This is a genomic window from Ruminococcus sp. 5_1_39BFAA (assembly GCF_964240875.1).
Lineage (GTDB): Bacteria > Bacillota > Clostridia > Lachnospirales > Lachnospiraceae > Blautia_A.
Genome location: NZ_CAXSVO010000008.1, coordinates 1 through 20,686, shown reverse-complemented (window position 1 = coordinate 20,686; position 20,686 = coordinate 1). Strand labels below are relative to the sequence as shown.

The window sequence follows — 20,686 nt, the reverse complement described above, 5'->3', positions numbered from 1 at the left end:
ATAAATTGTGTACCCCGGGGAAGTCCCGAACAAGACTTCCCTCAGGGATTCCTGACAACTTTATGAACCTTTTCGTCCATCGTCGTTTTAAAATGTAAGCTTATGCCTCAAGATCTTTCAAGAATTTCACAAGCTGTACTGCTTCTCTTGGTCCTACGATAATTTCCCATCCGGGAAGTTTTGCTTCCAGGTCGCCCTTGAGAACTGCAACTTTACCAGGAATGATCAGCTTTCTGCTCTTTACCTTCGGCTCAACATTTTCTTTGAAGAATGCGGAAATGGTATTGCCGGAGAATTTACCAGCAGCCCAGGAAGTCAAAACGGAAAGTCCGCCAGCATCATTGATAACAAGGTTCAGCGGAACGCCGGAACGTTCCAGCTCTCCTGTTACCAGGAAGTATGTAAGGGCGAAGTCTACGGTTGTTACAACTGGAGAATTCTCGTCTGCACCGTTCATCGGGTAGATACCCGGCTCCACTCTCATTGGCTTCTGAGGATCGGTAAATACATTCTGACGCAGTCCGTATAACGGAAGTGCTTCAGCATATGTCATACGCTCCATAACAACGATGGAACCATATTTCATAGTGAATACTGCTGCAAGAGCTGCCTGGAGGTGAAGATCACCTTTTGCAACTTTTACAAGATTTACGATGGATGGATATCCGAAGGTTCTGTCCTGATCCTTCAGAGCTGCACGACGAACCTGAACGGCGTTGCCGAAGGTTTCTTTTACATCAGCACCTGTCACATCTAATACAAGGTTTTTGTTGCCAAGCTTTTCAAGAGCTGCAGTTGTGTCATACAACTCATTTAAGTCTTTACCGGATACGCCCAGAACAACGCCAGCCGCTGTAGCAACAGCGTTCATTGCCTCGTAGTTGGAAGCGTTTGCTCCGTTTAATACCGGTTTGCTGTCTTTGCAGACTTCAAGAGCAGCTTTTGCGATCTCCGGATCTGTACATCCTAAGATCAGAGTTCTTCCAAGACCAGCAGCTTTCTGAACCAGTTCTGTGAATTTTGCAGCGTCAGCGCCTTCTGCACAGTTTACATATACCAGCTCAGCATACATTCTCTCACCGATACGCTCATAATCAACCTTCGGGATTTCAGCCAGCTTTGCCTCTACAGTTGCATCGTCCATGCAGGTGCACAGCTCTACCGCATATCTGGTCTTGTTTACAAATGTCTTCTCATGTCTGAACAATACAGTCTCACCGCCCAGAGTTAATTCCTCTGCACCGGTTCCGACTTTGATCGTCTTCATTGGCGGAGCAGTTGCCTCGGAAAGAGAAGCTAATGCTTCTTCAGACATATGAGGACATTGCTCAATTTTTAATGCGCCCTGTGCAACTTTCATAGAGAAAGCCATACATGTCGGGCATCCACATTCCTTACAGTTTTTCTTTGGTGTTAATTTAAAGATCTGAATACCATTCAGTGCCATATCTTCTTCCTCCTAAACTTATTACACAAGTGCTTTGATCATTCTGGCGATAGCTGCAACAGACTGAGGATGTCTTAAGATAACAGCGTCAGAACCGGATACCAGGTCTGCTGCTGCAGTCATAACTTCCATGTCAATTCCACGCTCATCTTCTGGTCCCCACTCAGGCATGTCAGCCTCTGAAGCAACAGACTCCTTAACGCCCCATGTCTCGGAGGAAACCGGTGTAATAATAGGCATCTGCAGCATGTTATCGTTCTGGGATAAAGCTGCTCCTCTGATACGGTCCATAGTGGATACAACGTACTCATATCCGTATCCAACAGATGCGGTACCAATGTTCATTACGATCTTTTTCGGGTCAACACCTAACTGTGTTGTCACAACGTTCAACTGTTTTGCAAGGTTGATATCGTCAGCAGACTCTGCACCTACGATCTGATTATAAGCAAGTCCTGCTGCAGCACCGATTGCTTTGTAGTTTTCCTCTTTCTCAGACATGATAACTACGTTTCTGCCCTGAAGAGCCTCTGCAACCTTCGGAAGAAGTTCCGCATCCTTCTCAACGTTCTTGCAGCCTTCTACAACTAACGGACAATCAATTGCATCTGCAACCTCTTTTACAACAGCGATCAACTCGTCAACAGATTTGTTTTCACCATTCGGATCTCCGCCATCCAGAATGAGGGCAACAAAATCTGCACCTTCCATAGCTGCAGCTTTCTTTGCAATCTCAGCCATGGTTGTAGCACCTTCGTAGTATGCACGGATTCCAGGTGCAAACTCTTCCAGGCCCATATCGGTGATTTCCACACCAATCTTCGGTGTAGTCACAGTGGGAGCATCAAAAGTATAGAAAGGGAATGTGGAATTTCCTCCTATCTCAATTGTTTTATCTCCGCTTCCGATTGTGACGGTGTTAATCTTTGCATTGAACTTTTGTGGTTTCTGATTAAACGGCATTTCTCGTTAGCCTCCTTAAATATTAATTTCCGCAGACGCATCATGCCTGATACGCCCACAATATTCATGGTTATTATACTACATCATTAGGTTTATTGACAAGGCTGGATAAATATGTTCTGCCAAAAATGCAACTCCTCTATTACTGTAACCAGCAACGCGAAAGCTTCCGGAACTGCAGCCATTTTTTGATCTCCCGACTTGGATATTGAGACCTGTGCCTGCAGAGCTTCCTGAAGTTGCCCGGATGTTCCGCAACCATCTCGTATCCGGCAGCATATTGATATCCTGCATGCCACCTGCCCCTGATGCAGATAATATAATTGTGGAATTTGCGCTGGATAACCGATCTTAGTCAGGCTGCAGCTTTTATCTGCTACATCTACCTCATAAACCAGATATGCATCCTTTCATATTCGGTGATATCTCCATCCTGTCCAATTTCACGGGAACCGTCAAATTCCACACTCCAACTCACCAGACGGCAATGTACATAAAACAAATATATGTACTACAAGCCAGGGCAGATTTCTGCTGCCCTGGCATTATTTTAATGTATTACATCATCGGATCCAGTCCAAGAGCCGGATGTCCTTTTTCTGTCAGGAACTCAACCAGTGCCTCCGGATCGGTAGCAACAGTCTCATCACCGATCATATCGGTAAAGTTTTCGATTCCGTACAGATCTTTTGCAGAAGCATTCAGCTTATCTGCAATAAATTCCTTCAGTTCCTTCGGCATCCAAACGATACGCTCAATACCGCCCTCTGCCTTCATGAACTTCTTGGAAGCGATAAAGTGTTTACCATGTCCCATAAAGCCAGGTGTCTGAACACCGCCGCCTGTCATGGAAGCCATCTCCGGGAAGGTCATTCCAAGAGGTGTCATGCCTGCATACTCACGGTTTGCAATAACAACACCGTTGGAGAACGGCTCAATACCGCAGATACACTCAAAGCATCCACAGGAGGTCATCGGATCCTGCATGATGGAGTACAGAGTTACATGCTCCAGAGCACCCTGGGAGTATTTCTGTACAGCCTCATCAACATCTTCGTAAGCTCCAAGATTCTCATCGATCGGACGCTCTTTTGTGATAACCTGGCAAGCTCCGTTCGGATCAAGCTCGTTGGTAGCCTTTGCATCCAGCCATGAAACGGCACCGCAAAGTCCAAGTCTCTCAGGTGTTACCACGCATACGTGAGACGGGGAGAATGCCTGGCAAAGAATACAGCTATAGTATACGTCTACAGACTCGTCAGTCAGGTTTGCAAGACGGTCATCACGTTTTTCGAAGATCGGGATAGCAACCTCATGACGCATTCTTGTACACTCAGCCGGATCTGTGTAAATTACAACCTCACATTTATCAACAACGGCGTCAAACTCGTTCTTAACCTGTGCGTACAGAACCTCACCGATGTGTTTGATGCGGAAGCCTGCATCATATGCTGCATGGCTGATACGGATACGCTGCATATCTCTCTGACCGGTGTGGTATACACCCTCGATGCAGTTGATGTAGTTATGGAACTTACGCTCGATAACCGGCTCAAAGTCAGACTGCATGTTCTTACCAGCAACCTTAACAACGTAAACGATGCTGTTCTTGCTGCCGTCTGGCATATCGTCAACTTCCGGTCCGATAACGGTGATCTTGTGGTCCTCAACCTCAGAAGCCTCGCAGGTCTGAACAAGCTCTGCACAGTCCACACGGGAACCGTCAAACTCTACGCGCATGTCCTTACGGCGGATGATCTCACCCTCAAAAGCAGATGCAAATGCAACCGGAATATCAATATTTGTGATTTTGATCTTAATGTCACGTGCCTCAAGAGAAGTAGCATTGAATTTGCTTACATCCTCCTGAACGATCAGGCTCTTCGGTACGCGGAAGATATTCTCTGTCTCGTTTGTTACAACCGGGAAGCCAAGTGCAATTGCACCAGCGCCGCATGCAACGATCACGTCATCCAGAGGTTTGAATGCGTTTACGAATGCAGGTACACGCTCAAAGGTGTACTTCATCAGTGTTCCGGCATCACCTGGTGTTACGTTACCAAAGATCAGTGCTGCACGAAGTGCAACAGATACAACATGGATAACTGCCGTTACATCGTATCCCAGAGGAATAACACGTACGTTTGCTCCGGTGTTCATGCCGGCTTCTTTAACCTGGTCAATGATTCCGCCAACAAGTGTAACAAGAATACCCTGTGCCTGGTAGCTCTTTACAAGAGCAACGCCTTCCTCTACGGAAGGAGCAGCGCCGAGAATAACAGCTACGCCCGGGATATCTCCGGTTACAAGCGGTACACCAAGCTCACGGATCACTGCATCTGCAAGATGTCCATAGCATGGCTCTTCATACGGAGCAGCACCGTCAATATATTTTAATACCTCGATAAACTCAGCGCAGAGAGCGGTTGCAACACCAGACATAAATGCGTCATTCAGTCTTTTCTCTCTTGTCATCAGAGTCTTAACAACTCCAAGTGCTTCTTTTAACTCTTTCAGAGTGGTAACCTTGGTACCAGTTACAGAATAGTAGCATGGAAGGCTGTAAGCGGTGTTCGGAAAGCTTACGGCTTTGTCTTCGCCATACTGTGCGATGGCACCGTCAATAGCACCCTCTGTTAATCCATAAACAGCATCATTTCCGCTGAATACTCTATCAAATAAAGTCACTGTCATACCTCCTATATTTACAGACCTTAGTTTTGATCTATCTTTTCTTTGATTTTTCTTATCTCAGTAGTTACGGTTTCACTGAAATCATAAGGCGATTTTCCCTGACGGTCAGCATCGATCACTTCTGTGTTGTAATGAATCATGCCAAGTAGATCCTCCTCCGGGATTCTGGACCGAATAAAGTCCTCATCGTCCTGGTTTCTGACTTTGTTTGCCACGACCTTTACCTGGGAAACTCCCAGATCCTTTGCAAGACGCTTAACATTTTTATATGTCTGTACGCTTCTTGCTCCCGGTTCTATTACAACAATGAATTCGTCCATACTCTCCGTAGTGCCGCGGCCCAGGTGCTCCAGCCCCGCCTCCATGTCAAGGATCACAACATCGTCCCTGTGCAGGACCAGATTATTGATGATACGCTTCAACATGACATGCTCCGGGCAGACACATCCGCCGCCGCCTGTTTCCACGGTTCCCAGGACAAGCAGCTTTACGCCATTGCAGCTTTTTCCATATGTGTCCGGAATATCGTCCACCTTGGGATTCAGTTTATAAAACTGATTCTGGCTGTTGGCTCCGGTACGCTCCTCAACCAGTTTACGCATCCGGGATATCGGTATAATGGAATCTAATGTCTCCTCGTCAAAGCCAAGAGCCAATCCCAGGTTTGCATCCGGATCCACATCCGCTGCAAGTACCTTTTTCCCTTCGTCTGCATATAATCTGGCAAGTGTTGCCGCAAAAGTTGTCTTTCCCACGCCGCCTTTACCGGTTACTGCTATTTTCATAAATTAATCGCGCCTTTCCTTATCAAGCTGCACGTTTCTCCTTAGATGCCAAGTGCTGCTCTCTTTTCTTCGATTCTTTCAATCATCAGATCGCCTAATTTGTCAATATCCTTCTCTACTGTGTATGCAGCCTCAACCCAGTCTCTGATGCCGCCCTTTAACAGACCGTCAACTTCGCTGGAACCGGTAGCATATGGCTCAACTCCAAGATATGTATCAATACCGGTAGCAACAACATAGTTACCGATGGAAACAGCCTTCTCAGACATCCACTCAGGAGCACATCCAACCAGCGGAAGCTGGGAGATATTCAGGCCGGAATCCTTAGAAAGTCTTGCAGCCAGAACCATCATACGGCTGATATCAACACAGGAGCCCATATGTAATACAGGAGGAATGTCAGCAAGTTCACAGACACGTTTCAGACCTGCGCCGCAGAGATCTTTTGCTCTCTTGTCCATCAGACCGGCTTTTGCAGCAGCCTGTGCGGAGCATCCGGAAACAACCAGGATGATGTCGTTTGCGATCAGCTTCTTCATCAGCTCTACATGAGCAGCGTCAGGACGGATCTTAGGATTGTTACATCCAACCATTGCAACAGCTCCGCGAAGAACACCGGAGGTAATACACTCGATGAGCGGCTTCATGGTTCCTGTCTCGTCAACCTGGGAATTGGTTACGCCGTCAAGCTTCTTCTCGATCTGCTCTACGGAAAAACCAACAACAGCCTTCTGTTTCAACTGCGGGATGTATACCAGGTCTTTGTTTCTGTTCTTAAAGTTTTCGATTGCAGTTTTAACGATTGCTTTTGCATTTTCTGCTGCTGTGTGAGCATTGAATCTGATGAAGTCAGAATCCGGCATCTGTGCAATCGGAGAAGTTGTGATGAATTTTGTATGGAAACATTTGCTCAAAGGTCCTAATGCCGGGAAAATACACTGTACGTCTACAACAATTGCCTCGCAAGCGCCTGTCAGTACAACGTTTTCCTGCTGCAGGAAGTTACCTGCCATCGGGATTCCGCGGCGCATAGCAACCTCATTGGAGGTACAGCATACACCGGAAACGGTGATTCCTTTTGCTCCCATGGATTTTGCGTAATCGATCATTTCCTTGCTGTCTGCATACTCACAGATCATTTCGGAAAGTGACGGATCATGTCCGTGAACAACGATGTTTACGTTTTCCTCAACCATAACGCCAAGGTTAGCCTCTGTCTCCACTTCCTTAGGAGTTCCAAAAAGTACATCAGAGAACTCAGTACCCATCATGGAACCTCCCCATCCATCAGACAAACCGTTTCTCAGGGACTGGCGAACCAGTGCTTCTGCCTTGGAAGAACATCCCATATGGGTCATGTGCATTGCACAGGAAACCTCACGGTCAATAGCACGCGGAAGGATTTCTTCTCTCTTCCAGATTTCCTGGGTATGCTCAGGAGCACGTTTTGTAAACACCTGATGTCCGAATGGCTTACCATACTCCAGAAGACCTGTCTCAGCGACATCGTGAGCGATATCATAGATATCTCTGCCTTCTGTCTCAACACCGAATTCCTTTGCAAGACGAAGAAGTTTTTCCTCATCCTTTACATGATAGCAGCCATCTGCGGATGCCTCGTAAAGAGTATGGGCGATCTCACGTCCGTGGTCAGAATGGGTTGCAGCTCCGCCTGCGGTGAAACGAAGGAAGTTTCTTCCTACGATGCCGTGTACATCACAGCCGCAGATGCCTCTCGGTGCTTTCGGTGTTACGCGGCACGGACCCATGGAACAGATACGGCAGCAAACGCCGGTCTCACCGAATTTACAGTGTGGAGTTTGATTCTTAACACGCATCTGCCAGGAATCTGCGCCAACCTTAGCACCGTTCTCCAACAGTCTGTTGGTGGCAGCTTCAAATTCTTCCACTGTAGTTAATTTGAATTCACTCATTGTAGACCTCCTTTTATTGTACATCTATTTTTGAATGTACTTTGTCTTTCTTTTATTTTAATAACCCGCATGTTTGGGAACCCATCCCCTCCCATGGGTTATTTTCCCTGTAAAAAACAGGAATTTATGAAATTCCTCTATGCAACAAATATCCCCTGCCGCCGGAAGTTCCCGCGTGCAAGGGTATTTTCCTATAAATTCAGCTTGTCAACGATCGAGCGCAGAGCAACCTTGACCGGATTATCTTCCGGCAATCCTGCCGTCGGACGTCCCTCGCAGTCATACTCATATACCGCTTCATCCTGCGGAACTACGCCCAAAAGGGTAAGTCCCTGTTTTTCGATCTCCTCTTTAATGCCATCATTGAGCTGACCGCCCGGCGCACGGTTAATGATCAGTCCAACCGTATCAGGATGCATCTCACATTCTTTTATGAGCTGTGCTATACGTCCCACTGCCTGTACACCTCTTCTGGAACAGTCACTTACCAGAATCGCTGTCTGCATGGATGGAAGAACCCCTCTGCTGATGTGTTCCATGCCAGCTTCATTGTCAACCACAAAATAAGGATAATTATTCTGGTATTTTGCCAGACGGTTCTGCAGCAGCCCGTTTACGTAACAGTAGCAGCCCTTTCCCTGCGTCCTTCCCATTACAAGAAGATCAAAATCATCGTCCTCGATCAAAGCATCTTCGAAACGCATCTCGGCATAATCAGCCTTGGAAACGCCTGCCGGAATGGGATTATCCTTCGCAAGCTCAGCACGGGCGATCTCTTCCCGCACATCACCCAGGGTCGTTTCCACTTTCACGCCCAGAACCTCGTTCAGATTTGAATTTGCATCTGCATCCACTGCCAAAACCGGCCCTTTGCCTTTTTCGCAAAGATACTGGATCAGCATTCCGCATAATGTAGTCTTACCAACGCCGCCTTTACCTGCGACGGCAATTACATGTGCCATAAACCAAAGCGCCTCCTAGAATGTAATATATTTCCGTGTTCAATCCGAACTCCTCTGCCGACCAAAGCCTCAGTCGCACTTTACTTTCACAATACTGTTGGCAAGATCCACCATAAGGATGCTGCCCTCCACAATTCTCTCATCGCCCATAATGTCACGAAGGATCAGCTTATCTCCGTCCACATCAATACGGCTGACATTTCTAAAGATCACAGAATCATCACTCTGCTTATATACAGTTGCCAAACACATAGTCATGCCTCCTTAAATCAAGCTGTGTTTCACATATCCCGGTTGCCGCACTTATTTCATTTCTTCTTTTACCAGTGTCAGTGCAAGACCAAGACGCATATTGCCCTTCTGGAAGTCTGCAACGCTCTCCTTAATGGTCTTTGCAGCGGCATCCATTCCCATCTTCGCCAGATTATCTGCCATCTGGTCGAGTTCTGCTGCATGGTGCTCATTATGCTGCAGCATATAAGTCAGAAGTGCAACTGTCTCATTTTTACAGTCGCCGCCCTGACAGGAGCCGCAGTGAGTTGTCCCGCAGGCTGTACCGTCTGTGTGTGTATGTTCATGGCCCTCGTTATTCTCATGGGTATGAGCATGGCTATGTGTCATTCCGTCTGAATGAGTGTGCTCATGTACATGCTCATGACCATGCTGAACAAGATTACCATTTTCGTCTTTAATCAAATGCATGGAAAAATACTCCTTTCTGCTGTTACCCTCAAAAGGGCAGACTTATGACAAGAATTTGTCAATTTCTTTTATTATACAACCAATCCTTTCGTTTCGCAAGAATATTCTTATAAAAATCCGCCAAAATCCATAACTTTTTTGTGAAAATCTCCATCCAATTATTAACATTTATGTCATCCGCTTAACGGAATTGTTTTGTTTTTAACAATCTCTTATGTATAAAATTTGTAACACAAATGATGTGACTCTTTCACATTTTTATGGTATACTGAATGTGATTTTAGTTTCGAAACATAATTCGAGGAGGAATGAGCTTTGAGAAAAACCGTTTTCCTGAACAACGACAGAGAAATGCCTCTATTGGGGCTCGGCGTATATAAGACAGCGGACAGTGAAGCGGAAACTGCAGTCACAGCAGCCGTTAATTCCGGCTACCGCATGATCGACACTGCCTCCGTTTACAAAAACGAAGAAAGCATTGGCAAGGCCATTGCGAAATGCGGCGTTCCCCGCAAGGATTTGTTCATCACCAGCAAGATCTGGAACACAGCCCAGCGTATGGGCGACATTGAAGGGGCATTTTACAGGAGCCTTGACCGCCTGAAGCTGGATTATGTGGATCTGTATCTCATCCACTGGCCTGTACCCGGCTGCTATCTCAGCACCTGGAAGGGTCTTGAAAAGATCCTGGATTCCGGCCGCGCCCTCTCCATCGGGGTAAGTAATTTCCAGATCCATCACCTGGAAGAACTGAAAAAAATTTCCGGCATCGTCCCCGCAGTCAACCAGATCGAATGCCATCCACTATGCTACCCCAAGGACCTTATCGAATACTGCCAAACCGAAGGCATCCAGGTTCAGGCATATGCTCCCCTGGCAAGAGGCGCCTATTTCGACAATGACGTCATGTGCGTCCTGGGCACAAAATACGCCCGCACCCCCGCCCAGGTAGGTCTCCGCTGGGCCATCCAGAAAGGCATTTCCGTAATCCCAAAATCTGTCCATCCCGACCGCATCGCCGCAAACGCTGACATCTTCAGTTTCAACATCGATGAAGAAGACATGGACATCATTGAAACCCAAAACCAAGACTACCACAGCTCCCACGTCCCCGAAGACCTGAGAGACGTAATCCTATAAGAATCATTAGAACCTGCCCTCCTCCCCGGAACGCAGGTTCTTTTATCACTCATACCTCCCGTGTGAAATCCCTCAAGAATATCTCACACGCCACCCGTGTGCAAAGCGGGCCAAAAGGGGGAGCGCGAGGGGGAATGCGGCCTTCGCTCTCTGAGCTTTCCCCCTCGCATCCTTACCATGGAATCTCCGAAATCTCCCCTTTCCTATCCCTCTGCATCAGATCCGTCACCGCCTCAGATGCCGGCTTATCCTCAAACAACAGTTTGTTCACCTCATCCACGATGGGCATTTCTACCTGATATTTCTCAGCAAGTGCCTTGGCGGCCTTGGCAGAATAAACGCCTTCCACAACCATTTTCACCTCATCCATGGCTTCTTTCATGGTGTAGCCCTTTCCCATGAGATAACCAGCCTTACGATTGCGGCTGTGTACGCTTGCACAGGTTACGATCAGATCGCCGATTCCCGACAATCCTGCAAAGGTTTCTGTCTTCGCGCCCATCTTCACTCCAAGTCTCGCGATCTCCGCAATTCCTCTGGTGATCAGCGCGGCTTTTGTATTGTCCCCATAGCCCAGACCGTCAGCCGTACCTGCTGCCAGCGCGATCACGTTCTTCAGGGCGCCGCCCAGTTCCACACCCAATATGTCAGGTGTTGTGTAAACACGGAATACCGGACTCATAAAAATCTCCTGCAGATACTCTGCTGTTTCTTTTTTCTTTGAGCTGACCACGCAGGTAGTCGGAAGTCCTCTTCCCACTTCCTCTGCATGGCTCGGCCCGGAAAGAACGCACACATTTGCCTGCGGGATCTCCTGCTCAATGATCTCGCTGAGGGTCATAAGCGTTTTTTCTTCAATACCCTTTGCTACATTTACGATGATCTGCCCCTCTTTCACAAATGGAGCAAGATTTTTGGATGTACTTCTGGTAAATGGGGACGGAACTGCAAGCACAGCCACATCCGGATTCTCCATAGCGCTTTCTGCGTCATCCGTAATCACGATCTCCTCAGGAAGCTTTACTCCGGGAAGCTTTCCCGGATTCTCTCTCTTCTCCCGGAGAAGCGCCACCTCATCTCCAAGGGCAGACCACAAAATCACCTCATGCCCATTGTTGTGCAGAAGAACTGCAAGAGCTGTTCCCCAGCTTCCCGCTCCCATCACACTGACTTTTGCCATACCGTTCACCTTTTATCCTTTCTTTTTCCTGGATTTTCCCAGGTAAGTTTTGTTCTCAGTTCCCTTTATCAGACGGGAAATATTAGACCTGTGCCGATAAACCGCAAGTCCGGTCAAACACACCATAACCACATCCATTTCAATGGTCAGCGCCCGGCTCATCCCATAGCTGCCCGCAGCCCCAAATGCGACAAAAGCCACAAGTGCTGTCACATAAGCTGTTACGGAGCACAGCGACACATAATGCGTAGTAAAGAAAATCGCAAAAAATACTGCTGCGCAGATCAGGAAAACCCGCCAGTCAAGAGCCATCAGCATTCCCACAGACACAGCAATCCCTTTTCCTCCTCTGAAATTCAGATAGAACGGAAAATTGTGTCCCAGCACGCAGCCGGCTGCCGTGTACATTCCCAGAAGAGGCAGGATTTCCTGACAGTTCTTTTTGAAAACAGCGTCCACAATAAGAATTGCGATCACGCATTTCAAAATATCGCACACCAGCGTCATGGCTCCAGCCTTTTTGCCGAATGTTCTAAGTGCATTCGTGGTTCCTGCATTCCCGCTTCCACAGTTTCGGATATCCTGATGATGCATTTTTCCGATAAAGTAGGATGTCTGAAACATTCCAAACACATAACCGATCGCCAGACAAATAATTCTCTCCATAATGACTATTCCTTCTCTCCCCGCTCACGCACAATAAACTTAAGCGGTGTTCCGCCGAAGTCAAAGGCATCCCGGATTTTATTTTCCAGATATCTTGTATAGGAAAAGTGCATCAGCTCTTTGTCATTCACAAAGATCACAAATGTAGGCGGTTTCACAGCCACCTGTGTCATATAAAAGATCTTAAGCCGTTTGCCTCTGTCCGACGGAGGCTGCTGCATGGCAACGGCCTCTGACAGGATTTCATTGAGAACACCGGTCTGAATCCGCATAGTCTGGTTTTCAATAACTGCATCCAGCGTTTCAAAAAGCCGCGCGATACGCAGTCCTGTTTTTGCGGAAATAAATACGATTTCCGCATAAGGCATAAAGGAAAGCACCTCGCGGATGCGGTTTGTATGCTTGTAAATGGTTTTGTCATTTTTCTCAATAGCATCCCACTTATTCACAGCAATGATCACACCCTTGCCATTTTCATGGGCAATTCCCGCAATCTTTGCATCCTGCTCCGTAACGCCCTCAGAAGCATCGATCATGACCACCACAATATCAGCCCGCTCCACGGCAGTAACCGTGCGGATCACGCTGTAACGCTCAATGTCCTCTTTTACCTTACCTTTTCTCCTGAGTCCGGCGGTATCAATAAAAATGTAATCCCGCCCTTCCCATGTCACCCTTGTATCTACCGCATCCCTTGTGGTTCCTGCGATGTCAGATACGATCACACGCTCCTCACCAAGAAGCTTGTTCACCAGAGAGGATTTTCCTACATTCGGTTTTCCTACTATAGCGATTCTCGGGATATCGGACTCTTCATCCTCTCCCGCGCCCTCTGGAAAATGGCGGACCACTTCATCCAGCATGTCCCCCAGCCCCTGTCTGTTTGCGGCAGAAATCGGCATTGGATCTCCGATTCCCAGATTATAAAACTCATACACATCCATCATGTACTTCTGGACGCTGTCCACCTTGTTGACTACAAGGACAACCGGCTTCCCGCTTCGGCGGAGCATATCCGCCACCTTTGCGTCTGCATCCACAAGGCCCTGGCGAACGTCTGTGATAAACACGATCACATCTGCCGTATCAATGGCGATCTGCGCCTGCTCTCTCATCTGTGAAAGGATCACATCGCTGCTGTCCGGCTCAATACCGCCCGTATCGATCATGGTAAAGGTTTTGTCCAGCCAGGTTACATCAGCGTAAATACGGTCCCTTGTCACTCCCGGCGTATCTTTTACTATGGAAATCTTGCCTCCTGCCAGTGCGTTAAACAGGGTGGATTTGCCCACATTAGGCCGTCCCACTATTGCTACTACTGGTTTGCTCATACATTTGTCTCCTTCTCAATTTTTTCTGCGCAGGCGGATTGATCACTGCCGACACCAGGTCAGCTCCGCCCTCCTCTACAATTACAACTTCTGTGTGAAGGGCATTCTGTACCTCATCCACAGTTACATCATCAAGAAATACTTTCTCCTGGTCCCTAAGCATACTGCAGGGAATCAGAAGCTTTTCGCCCAGCTCAGTGCCGGAAAGCTGCCCGATCAGATCCTCTCCTGTGATCAGACCGGAAACCGTGATCGTCTCTCCGAAAAAATGGTTTGTGATCTGCCGGACCTCAACCCGGGCATTCGGAAATTTCTCCCGGATCAATTTCATGTATCGGCTGATATAAGGAGCAGCAAGCGCTCCCGTAGCCGCTGTAGCCCGGATCTCCCTGCTGTCACCTTCCAGCCGTCCGAGTGCCTCCCTGACCTCCGTATCCAGAAGCCTCAGCATTCCCACGCCATTTTCCAGTTGAAGGTATCCGTCATACCGATCCTCCCTGGGAAGTTCTTTTTCCGCCAGAATATACCATTCATCGGAAGCATGTATAAAATGGATGCCGTGTTTTTTCATCATCCTCTGCTGCCAGCCATGGATCATCTCCAGGACCTCCAGCGCATCCTCCTTCGTAAAAAGCTCCAGGGGATAAAGTCCCTTGCGGAATTTTGTCAATCCCACTGGAACCACCGAAACACTCTGGAGGACGGGCGCATACGCAGCCAGCTTTTCGATGCTGTTTGACAGCTCCGCTCCATCGTTTACGCCTTTGCACAGCACGATCTGACCATTCATGGTGATACCGGCCTCAAAAAGCCTGTCCACCTTTGCCAGTGCTTTCCCCGCAAAGCGGTTATGAAGCATTCTGCAGCGCAGCTCCGGATTCATGGTTTGAAAGGAAATATTAATAGGCTCCAGGCGATACCGGATGATCCTGTCGATATCGTGGTCGCTCATATTGGTAAGGGTGACGTAATTCCCCTGCAAAAAGGAAAGCCTGGAATCATCGTCCTTAAAGTACAGGGTTTCCCGCATTCCCGGCGGCATCTGGTCAATAAAGCAGAAAATACATTTGTTGGAGCAGGAACGGTAGTCATCCATCAGACCCCCGTTTTCAAATTCAACGCCCAGGTCTTCTTCAAACTCCTTTTCCACCTCCAGCTCCCACATTTCTCCGCCGGTTTTTTCTATCAGAAGGGTCACATATTCTTCATTCATCAGATAACGGTAATCAAAAACATCCTCCACAGGCTGACCGTTTACGGAGATCAGCACGTCCCCCGGCTCAAGTTCAAGCTCCTCGGCTATGCTCCCGGGAAGAACCTTTGAAATCACATGTTTTTTCTTTTTTTTCATTCTTTTTAGCTCCATTTGTTTTCAAATGGGCCTTAAGACCCATGATTATGGTTACTATCATACCAATTTCCGAAGTAAAAATCAATAAATTCCTTGACTGCATTTAGGGCAAATGTTATAAATAAAGAAGTAGTGAGCTTTTTATCATGAATACTCAGGAGGAATATTATGCCGAACATAGAATTACTTGAAAAATCTATGCCTGTTGCACCGATTCGGATCGCCGCACTGGAAGGATGCCGCGAGCTGGCTGAAGAGGTGGACAGAAAACTGGTGAGATTCCGTAAGGAACTGGTTGAAAAAAAGAAAATCGCGGTTATCCCTCAGGGATACAGCGAAAAGTCATTTCTTGTAGACTGTGAGTGCCCGCGTTTCGGAACAGGCGAAGGAAAGGGCTATATCAAGGAATCCGTTCGTGGAACTGACCTTTTTATCATGGTGGATATCACCAACTACAGTCTTACTTATACGGTATGCGGTCATGAGAACCATATGTCTCCCGATAATCACTATCAGGATTTAAAAAGAATTATTTCTGCCGCTACCGGAAAAGCCCATAGAATCAATGTTATCATGCCCTTCCTTTACGAAGGCCGCCAGCACAGACGTTCAAAGCGCGAGTCCCTTGACTGTGCACTGGCGCTTCGCGAATTAAGCGAGATGGGCGTTTCCAATATTATTACTTTTGACGCACACGATCCCCGTGTACAGAATTCCATTCCGCTCAATGGCTTTGATAACTTTTTCCCTACCTATCAGTTTTTGAAAGCCCTTGTGAAAAATGTTCCGGATTTCAAGGTTGATAATGACCATCTGATGATCATCAGCCCGGATGAAGGCGCTATGTCCAGAGCTGTATATTTCTCTAATATTCTGGGTGTTGACATGGGTATGTTCTACAAGAGAAGAGATTATTCCACCATTGTAAACGGAAAGAATCCTATTGTTGCCCACGAATTCCTGGGCGACTCCGTAGAAGGCAAGGACGTTGTGATCATTGACGATATGATTTCCTCTGGCGAGAGTATGCTGGATGTTGCCAAACAGATCAAAGAGCGTCATGCGAACCGTGTATTCATCTGTACCACCTATGGCCTTTTCACAGATGGCATGGCAAAATTTGATGCTTATTATGAAAAAGGATGGATTGATAAGGTTATCACTACCAACCTGAATTACAGAATCCCGGAGCTTCTCGACAGACCTTACTATGTAGAAGCCAACATGAGTAAGTATCTGGCAAGCATTATGGATATCATCAACCATGATGTCTCTGTGGAAAAGGTTCGTTCCAGCAATGACAAGATCATGGAACTGATGAAAAAAGTAAATTCAAGATAGCAAAACAGCCGCGCGGACATCTGATGTTCACGCGGCTGTTTTGCTATGTTATATCTATACATCCAGAAGACCCAGAAAGGCTCCCAGATTTCCCCGTTTTCCCTTTGACGCCCGGTGGGAAAAGAGAAATTCCGGATTGCAGCAGGTACACAGATTCGGCATGGAAATGTGTTCCTCTCGGATTCCGGAGTCTATAAGAATCCTGCGGTTTGCCTCCCAAAGGTTTAGCTGGTATTTTCCGTCAGGCTTGGCATAAAACAGGGAATTCCAGTGTTTTTTATCAAATGCAGCCCGAAACTGGTCGATCACATCCTCACTCACTTCATAACAATCCTGACATATGGATGGGCCAACAGCAGCATAAATATCCTCCGGACAGGAGCCGAATTCCGCCTCCATTTTCCGGATTGTCACCTCCCCTATTTTTCCGACAGTCCCTCTCCATCCGGAATGGGACAGACCAACAGCCCTATGGACAGGATCCACAAAATAAAGGGGTACGCAGTCCGCGTAAAAAGTAGCAAGAACAAGCCCCGGAACATTTGTGATCATGCCGTCCACATCCGTATAGGGCCTTGGACGGGTAATCCCGTTCCCCCTGTCCTCTTCTGTCACAACACGGACATTTGTAGTATGGGTCTGATCGGAGGTCACGATATCCTCCGGGGCAAAGCCCATGGCTGCGGCAAGCCTGCGGTAGTTTTCCCGCACCGCTTCCTCCTCATCTCCTCTTGTAAAGCTCAGATTCATGGAAGAATAAATCCCGCTGCTCACCCCTCCAAGCCTTGTGCTGAATCCGTGCACGATCCCGGGAAGCGCTTCAAAGGCAGGATATGTAAGGTATGTAACGCCCTCTCTTTCTTTTACATTCATCCCCTTAAGGGCACTGTTATGCCATTTAATCTCCATGCAAACACTCCAATCCGCCGTCTCTGCGGCTCTATCTGTCGTCAAACGCATCCTTGATCCAGCAAATGTCATTTCCCTCAAATCCCACCACATCGAAACGACAGGGAATATCCAGAGAATGATACCGGCTCAGCAGATATCTTTTTGCCACCTTACTGATCGTCCGCTGCTTTCCTATATCTACTGCATCCAGGGGATTTCCTGAGCCTTCTGTGCTTCTGTACTTAACCTCCACAAACACCACATATGCTCCATCCTTTGCGATCAAATCGATCTCCCCTGCCCTGCAGCGGTAATTGCGCTCCACGATATGCATTCCATGGCGCTCAAGGTATTCTGCCGCCTTCTCTTCATAAAAGCTGCCGATGCGCCGATTATTTCTCCTATAGCTATTCAAAGCTTCCTCTTTTTTATTTCCGTGTCGGTATCTTTTGTCAGATAAAATTTTTAATAAAGGTAGCCCGGTGAATCGGTGTAGGGCCATATTTTTTCAAAGCCTCTATATGTGCCGCCGCGCCGTATCCTTTATTGGAGGAAAAACCATATTGCGGCATCACCTTATCATATTCCTCCATCATGCGGTCCCTGGTTACCTTAGCCACGATGCTTGCTGCGGCAATGGATACGCTTTTTGCATCGCCCTTTATAATGGGTACCTGAGGAATCGTCACCTCCGGAATGGTAACGGCATCATTCAGAAGTACCTGAGGCGTCACGCTCAGGTTGCTGATTGCCTGACGCATGGCCTCATAAGTAGCCTGAAGGATGTTAATTTCGTCAATCCTCGCCGGGCCCACCATTCCAAGGCCTACGGACACTGCTTTTTCCATGATCACATCATAAAGCTCCTCGCGCTTTTTTGCGCTGAGCTGCTTGGAATCATTGAGATATAAAATATCACAGTCTCTGGGCAGAATCACAGCGCAGGCAACCACCGGACCTGCAAGCGGTCCTCTGCCTACCTCATCGATTCCGCACAGATAGCCCAAATGCTCATACTTGTGCTCGTAAGCCTTCATTTCCTCTGTCCTTGCGATCTCCCGCATCAGGGCAGCCTCTTTTTTTCTGCACTGTTCCAAAAGCTTTATCACTCCGCTTCTGGAATCTTTGCTGTACTTTTCATATAAGGCAGGATAATCCTTTAAATCTGTCTCTGCGATTTCTGCCTTGATTTCTCCGATTGTTTTCATTTTTCAACCCATTCCAGTGTGATCCGGCCTATTTTTCCGCTGCGGAAGTCGTCAAAAAGGATACCTGAGGCTTTTGCATAATCCAGCTCTTCCCCTTTTTTCAGGCATCCCCGCACTCTTGCTATGGCTTCTAAAACCTCAACGGCTTTTCCTTCTGTCCTGATCTGGTACCGTTCCTCCAAATATCCCGGATAATATTGGCGCAGGTAATCGATCAGTTTTAAGGATAGTTCCTCCATATTCAGGATATCATCCTTGATAGAGCCCACATAGGCGAGCTTCATCCCTACTTCCTGATCCTCAAATTTGGGCCACAGAATACCTGGTGTATCAAGAAGCTCCACACTCTTATTCAGCTTGATCCACTGCTTTCCTTTTGTAACACCGGGCCTGTTTCCGGTTTTTGCACAGGCTTTCCCTGCAAAAGTATTGATAAAAGTAGATTTTCCCACGTTTGGTATTCCTACTACCATAGCACGTATGGGGCGGTTCTTAATTCCCCTTTTTCTGTCCCGCTCTGTCTTTTCCCGGCAGGCCTCCTGAATGGTATTCTGGATCGTCTTCATTCCGGCACCGCTTCGGGAGTCAACCTTTACCACAAAAATTCCTTTTTCCTGAAAATATTTTTTCCATGCTTCATTCTGGCTCTCATCCGCCAGATCCGCTTTATTCAAAAGGATCAGCCTTGCCTTGTTTTTTCCCAGCTCATCAATATCCGGGTTCCGGCTGGATAACGGGACACGGGCATCCACCAGCTCTATGATCAGGTCGATGAGCTTTATATCCTCCTGCATCTGTCTCTTTGCCTTGGTCATATGACCAGGGTACCATTGTACATTCATATTTTAACCTAACCTTTCAACGGCCCGATTTCCTTCACCGGGGAAATCCTGAACCACAGTTTTCCTGTAATATATTTCTTGCTTACCTTGCCGATATCCCCGTAACGGCTGTCCTCACTGTTGTTTCTGTTGTCACCCAGCACAAAATACTCCCCCGAATTCAGGGTAATGGCATTTGCCGCCATTCCGGGATTGCTGATCGTGGGGAAATCTTTTCCCTCCTTATAGGTTTCCCCGTTGATCAGGATCTGCCCATCCACGATCTGAATGGTTTCTCCCGGCAGTCCGATCACTCGCCTGATATGCAGTGCCGCATCATCGCTGGCATTTGTCCGGAATACGATAATATCCCCTCGTTTCGGAGAAGAAACCTTATATACAATACGATTTACGAAAAAACGGTCCCCTACGGCAAGAGTCGGTTCCATGGAGCTCTCCTGCATGGTCACGGATTGAAACAGCATGATCGCCACCAATGCCGCAAAAGCCAGAGTCACAGCAATCTCAAATACCCACCTTACCACACCTCTGACTTTTTTATTCTCCAGCTTGTCCTTCGCATCCAGAATAGCACTGCTGTCCATCCAGTTCAGCTCCGGCTTTTTCAATTTGTTCTTTTTACCCTTCATCCTTCATCTCCCCTGTCACAAAGCCCTCTTCTGCTTTGATGCGGTTAAAAAGAGGGACAATACCCTAAAAGCTATTGTCCCTTCCCTTCGTAACACTTATGAAATTATGATTATTTCACGCGCTCTTTAACCTTAGCAGATTTACCTACACGGTCTCTTAAATAGTTCAGTTTCGCACGACGTACTTTACCGCGGCGGATAACTTCAACAGTCTTTACGTGTGGGGAATGTAACGGCCAGGTCTTCTCAACGCCAATGCCGTTGGAGGTCTTTCTTACTGTGAAAGTCTCTCTTGTGCTTCCGCCCTGTCTCTTCAAAACAGTTCCCTCGAAGATCTGGATTCTCTCACGGTTTCCCTCTTTGATCAGAGCGTGTACTCTTACGGTGTCACCTACATTAAACTGCGGCACCTCTGCTTTTAACTGCTCAGCTTCGATGTTTTTGATAATTTCGTTCATGTTATTTCTCTCCTTATTCTACTGGATGTTCTTAATACCCATGTCGGTAACAGAGGACCATCTTTTTTACAACACTGGTGATTATACTATAGAAACCTGCACAATGCAAGGATTTTTTTCTTTTTTCGCACTTACCAGCAGATAACCTCGCAGCCGTTCTCT

Annotated in this window: 20 protein-coding genes; 2 read left to right on the top strand and 18 right to left on the bottom strand. The window is 47.3% G+C overall.

The features are described from left to right. Positions 1-100: 100 nt before the first annotated feature. The 8 genes from acsC to ACESZH_RS10485 form a co-directional block, all read right to left on the bottom strand. Positions 101-1,447, bottom strand: coding sequence for an acetyl-CoA decarbonylase/synthase complex subunit gamma (gene acsC / locus ACESZH_RS10520; RefSeq protein WP_373214820.1), 1,347 nt, complete (start codon positions 1,445-1,447; stop codon positions 101-103). Between the two features lie 21 nt (positions 1,448-1,468). Next, on the bottom strand, positions 1,469-2,410 hold the full coding sequence (acsD, locus tag ACESZH_RS10515; RefSeq protein WP_373214818.1) for an acetyl-CoA decarbonylase/synthase complex subunit delta: 942 nt from the start codon (positions 2,408-2,410) through the stop codon (positions 1,469-1,471). Between the two features lie 558 nt (positions 2,411-2,968). Beyond that, positions 2,969-5,098 carry an acetyl-CoA decarbonylase/synthase complex subunit alpha/beta gene (gene acsB / locus ACESZH_RS10510; RefSeq protein WP_373214816.1) on the bottom strand — a complete coding sequence of 710 codons (2,130 nt, stop codon included), beginning with the start codon at positions 5,096-5,098 and terminating at the stop codon, positions 2,969-2,971. Between the two features lie 26 nt (positions 5,099-5,124). Further along, a complete protein-coding gene (locus ACESZH_RS10505) occupies positions 5,125-5,889 on the bottom strand; it encodes an AAA family ATPase (protein WP_373214815.1) in 765 nt (254 codons plus the stop codon). A gap of 41 nt (positions 5,890-5,930) precedes the next feature. Next, a complete protein-coding gene (gene cooS, locus ACESZH_RS10500; protein ID WP_373214813.1) occupies positions 5,931-7,823 on the bottom strand; it encodes an anaerobic carbon-monoxide dehydrogenase catalytic subunit in 1,893 nt (630 codons plus the stop codon). A gap of 191 nt (positions 7,824-8,014) precedes the next feature. Continuing rightward, positions 8,015-8,785 (bottom strand): AAA family ATPase, encoded by a 771-nt coding sequence (locus ACESZH_RS10495; RefSeq protein WP_373214811.1) that lies wholly within the window; start codon positions 8,783-8,785, stop codon positions 8,015-8,017. Between the two features lie 69 nt (positions 8,786-8,854). Further along, positions 8,855-9,037, bottom strand: coding sequence for a CooT family nickel-binding protein (locus ACESZH_RS10490; protein WP_373214809.1), 183 nt, complete (start codon positions 9,035-9,037; stop codon positions 8,855-8,857). Positions 9,038-9,088: 51 nt separating this feature from the next. After that, positions 9,089-9,487 carry a cobalt transporter gene (locus ACESZH_RS10485; RefSeq protein ID WP_373214807.1) on the bottom strand — a complete coding sequence of 133 codons (399 nt, stop codon included), beginning with the start codon at positions 9,485-9,487 and terminating at the stop codon, positions 9,089-9,091. Positions 9,488-9,802: 315 nt separating this feature from the next. On the opposite strand from ACESZH_RS10485, the gene ACESZH_RS10480 reads away from it, so the two are divergent. Continuing rightward, positions 9,803-10,627 carry an aldo/keto reductase gene (locus ACESZH_RS10480; RefSeq protein ID WP_373214805.1) on the top strand — a complete coding sequence of 275 codons (825 nt, stop codon included), beginning with the start codon at positions 9,803-9,805 and terminating at the stop codon, positions 10,625-10,627. A gap of 172 nt (positions 10,628-10,799) precedes the next feature. Here ACESZH_RS10480 and ACESZH_RS10475 read toward each other — a convergent pair whose 3' ends face one another. The 4 genes from ACESZH_RS10475 to ACESZH_RS10460 are packed head-to-tail and all read right to left on the bottom strand — an operon-like array spanning position 10,800 to position 15,155. Continuing rightward, positions 10,800-11,807: an NAD(P)H-dependent glycerol-3-phosphate dehydrogenase gene (locus tag ACESZH_RS10475; protein ID WP_373214803.1), complete on the bottom strand. Its 1,008-nt coding sequence runs from the start codon at positions 11,805-11,807 to the stop codon at positions 10,800-10,802. 12 nt (positions 11,808-11,819) lie between these two features. Next, a complete protein-coding gene (plsY, locus tag ACESZH_RS10470) occupies positions 11,820-12,473 on the bottom strand; it encodes a glycerol-3-phosphate 1-O-acyltransferase PlsY (protein ID WP_373214801.1) in 654 nt (217 codons plus the stop codon). 5 nt (positions 12,474-12,478) lie between these two features. Continuing rightward, entirely contained in the window at positions 12,479-13,804 is a 1,326-nt protein-coding gene (gene der / locus ACESZH_RS10465) for a ribosome biogenesis GTPase Der (protein WP_373214799.1), read from the bottom strand. Next, complete coding sequence (locus tag ACESZH_RS10460; protein ID WP_373214796.1) at positions 13,767-15,155, bottom strand: DUF512 domain-containing protein; 1,389 nt, start codon at positions 15,153-15,155, stop codon at positions 13,767-13,769. Before ACESZH_RS10460 ends, der begins: the two co-directional genes overlap by 38 nt. 168 nt (positions 15,156-15,323) lie before the next feature. On the opposite strand from ACESZH_RS10460, the gene ACESZH_RS10455 reads away from it, so the two are divergent. After that, positions 15,324-16,496, top strand: coding sequence for a ribose-phosphate pyrophosphokinase (locus ACESZH_RS10455; RefSeq protein WP_373214794.1), 1,173 nt, complete (start codon positions 15,324-15,326; stop codon positions 16,494-16,496). Between the two features lie 54 nt (positions 16,497-16,550). On the opposite strand, the gene pgeF is transcribed toward ACESZH_RS10455, so the two are convergent. The 6 genes from pgeF to rplS all read right to left on the bottom strand — a co-directional run bounded on the left by pgeF (position 16,551) and on the right by rplS (position 20,524). Beyond that, the gene (gene pgeF / locus ACESZH_RS10450) at positions 16,551-17,405 is read right to left on the bottom strand and encodes a peptidoglycan editing factor PgeF (protein WP_373214793.1); all 855 of its coding nucleotides are present in this window, start codon (positions 17,403-17,405) and stop codon (positions 16,551-16,553) included. 31 nt (positions 17,406-17,436) lie between these two features. Beyond that, complete coding sequence (locus ACESZH_RS10445) at positions 17,437-17,802, bottom strand: YraN family protein (RefSeq protein ID WP_373214791.1); 366 nt, start codon at positions 17,800-17,802, stop codon at positions 17,437-17,439. Positions 17,803-17,839: 37 nt separating this feature from the next. Beyond that, entirely contained in the window at positions 17,840-18,595 is a 756-nt protein-coding gene (locus ACESZH_RS10440) for a ribonuclease HII (protein ID WP_373214789.1), read from the bottom strand. After that, entirely contained in the window at positions 18,592-19,437 is an 846-nt protein-coding gene (gene ylqF / locus ACESZH_RS10435) for a ribosome biogenesis GTPase YlqF (protein ID WP_373214788.1), read from the bottom strand. Before ylqF ends, ACESZH_RS10440 begins: the two co-directional genes overlap by 4 nt. A gap of 8 nt (positions 19,438-19,445) precedes the next feature. Next, positions 19,446-20,066 (bottom strand): signal peptidase I, encoded by a 621-nt coding sequence (gene lepB / locus ACESZH_RS10430; protein WP_373214785.1) that lies wholly within the window; start codon positions 20,064-20,066, stop codon positions 19,446-19,448. 110 nt (positions 20,067-20,176) lie between these two features. Continuing rightward, the gene (gene rplS, locus ACESZH_RS10425) at positions 20,177-20,524 is read right to left on the bottom strand and encodes a 50S ribosomal protein L19 (RefSeq protein ID WP_373214783.1); all 348 of its coding nucleotides are present in this window, start codon (positions 20,522-20,524) and stop codon (positions 20,177-20,179) included. Positions 20,525-20,686 lie beyond the last annotated feature (162 nt).

Bases quoted from the DNA above. Each gene is read 5' to 3' on its own strand.
- acsC (WP_373214820.1), bottom strand. From the start codon at position 1,447: ATGGCACTGAATGGTATTCAGATCTTTAAATTAACACCAAAGAAAAAC.
- acsD (WP_373214818.1), bottom strand. From the start codon at position 2,410: ATGCCGTTTAATCAGAAACCACAAAAGTTCAATGCAAAGATTAACACC.
- ACESZH_RS10505 (WP_373214815.1), bottom strand. From the start codon at position 5,889: ATGAAAATAGCAGTAACCGGTAAAGGCGGCGTGGGAAAGACAACTTTT.
- cooS (WP_373214813.1), bottom strand. From the start codon at position 7,823: ATGAGTGAATTCAAATTAACTACAGTGGAAGAATTTGAAGCTGCCACC.
- ACESZH_RS10495 (WP_373214811.1), bottom strand. From the start codon at position 8,785: ATGGCACATGTAATTGCCGTCGCAGGTAAAGGCGGCGTTGGTAAGACT.
- ACESZH_RS10490 (WP_373214809.1), bottom strand. From the start codon at position 9,037: ATGTGTTTGGCAACTGTATATAAGCAGAGTGATGATTCTGTGATCTTT.
- ACESZH_RS10485 (WP_373214807.1), bottom strand. From the start codon at position 9,487: ATGCATTTGATTAAAGACGAAAATGGTAATCTTGTTCAGCATGGTCAT.
- ACESZH_RS10475 (WP_373214803.1), bottom strand. From the start codon at position 11,807: ATGGCAAAAGTCAGTGTGATGGGAGCGGGAAGCTGGGGAACAGCTCTT.
- plsY (WP_373214801.1), bottom strand. From the start codon at position 12,473: ATGGAGAGAATTATTTGTCTGGCGATCGGTTATGTGTTTGGAATGTTT.
- der (WP_373214799.1), bottom strand. From the start codon at position 13,804: ATGAGCAAACCAGTAGTAGCAATAGTGGGACGGCCTAATGTGGGCAAA.
- ACESZH_RS10460 (WP_373214796.1), bottom strand. From the start codon at position 15,155: ATGAAAAAAAAGAAAAAACATGTGATTTCAAAGGTTCTTCCCGGGAGC.
- ACESZH_RS10455 (WP_373214794.1), top strand. From the start codon at position 15,324: ATGCCGAACATAGAATTACTTGAAAAATCTATGCCTGTTGCACCGATT.
- pgeF (WP_373214793.1), bottom strand. From the start codon at position 17,405: ATGGAGATTAAATGGCATAACAGTGCCCTTAAGGGGATGAATGTAAAA.
- ACESZH_RS10440 (WP_373214789.1), bottom strand. From the start codon at position 18,595: ATGAAAACAATCGGAGAAATCAAGGCAGAAATCGCAGAGACAGATTTA.
- ylqF (WP_373214788.1), bottom strand. From the start codon at position 19,437: ATGAATGTACAATGGTACCCTGGTCATATGACCAAGGCAAAGAGACAG.
- lepB (WP_373214785.1), bottom strand. From the start codon at position 20,066: ATGAAGGGTAAAAAGAACAAATTGAAAAAGCCGGAGCTGAACTGGATG.
- rplS (WP_373214783.1), bottom strand. From the start codon at position 20,524: ATGAACGAAATTATCAAAAACATCGAAGCTGAGCAGTTAAAAGCAGAG.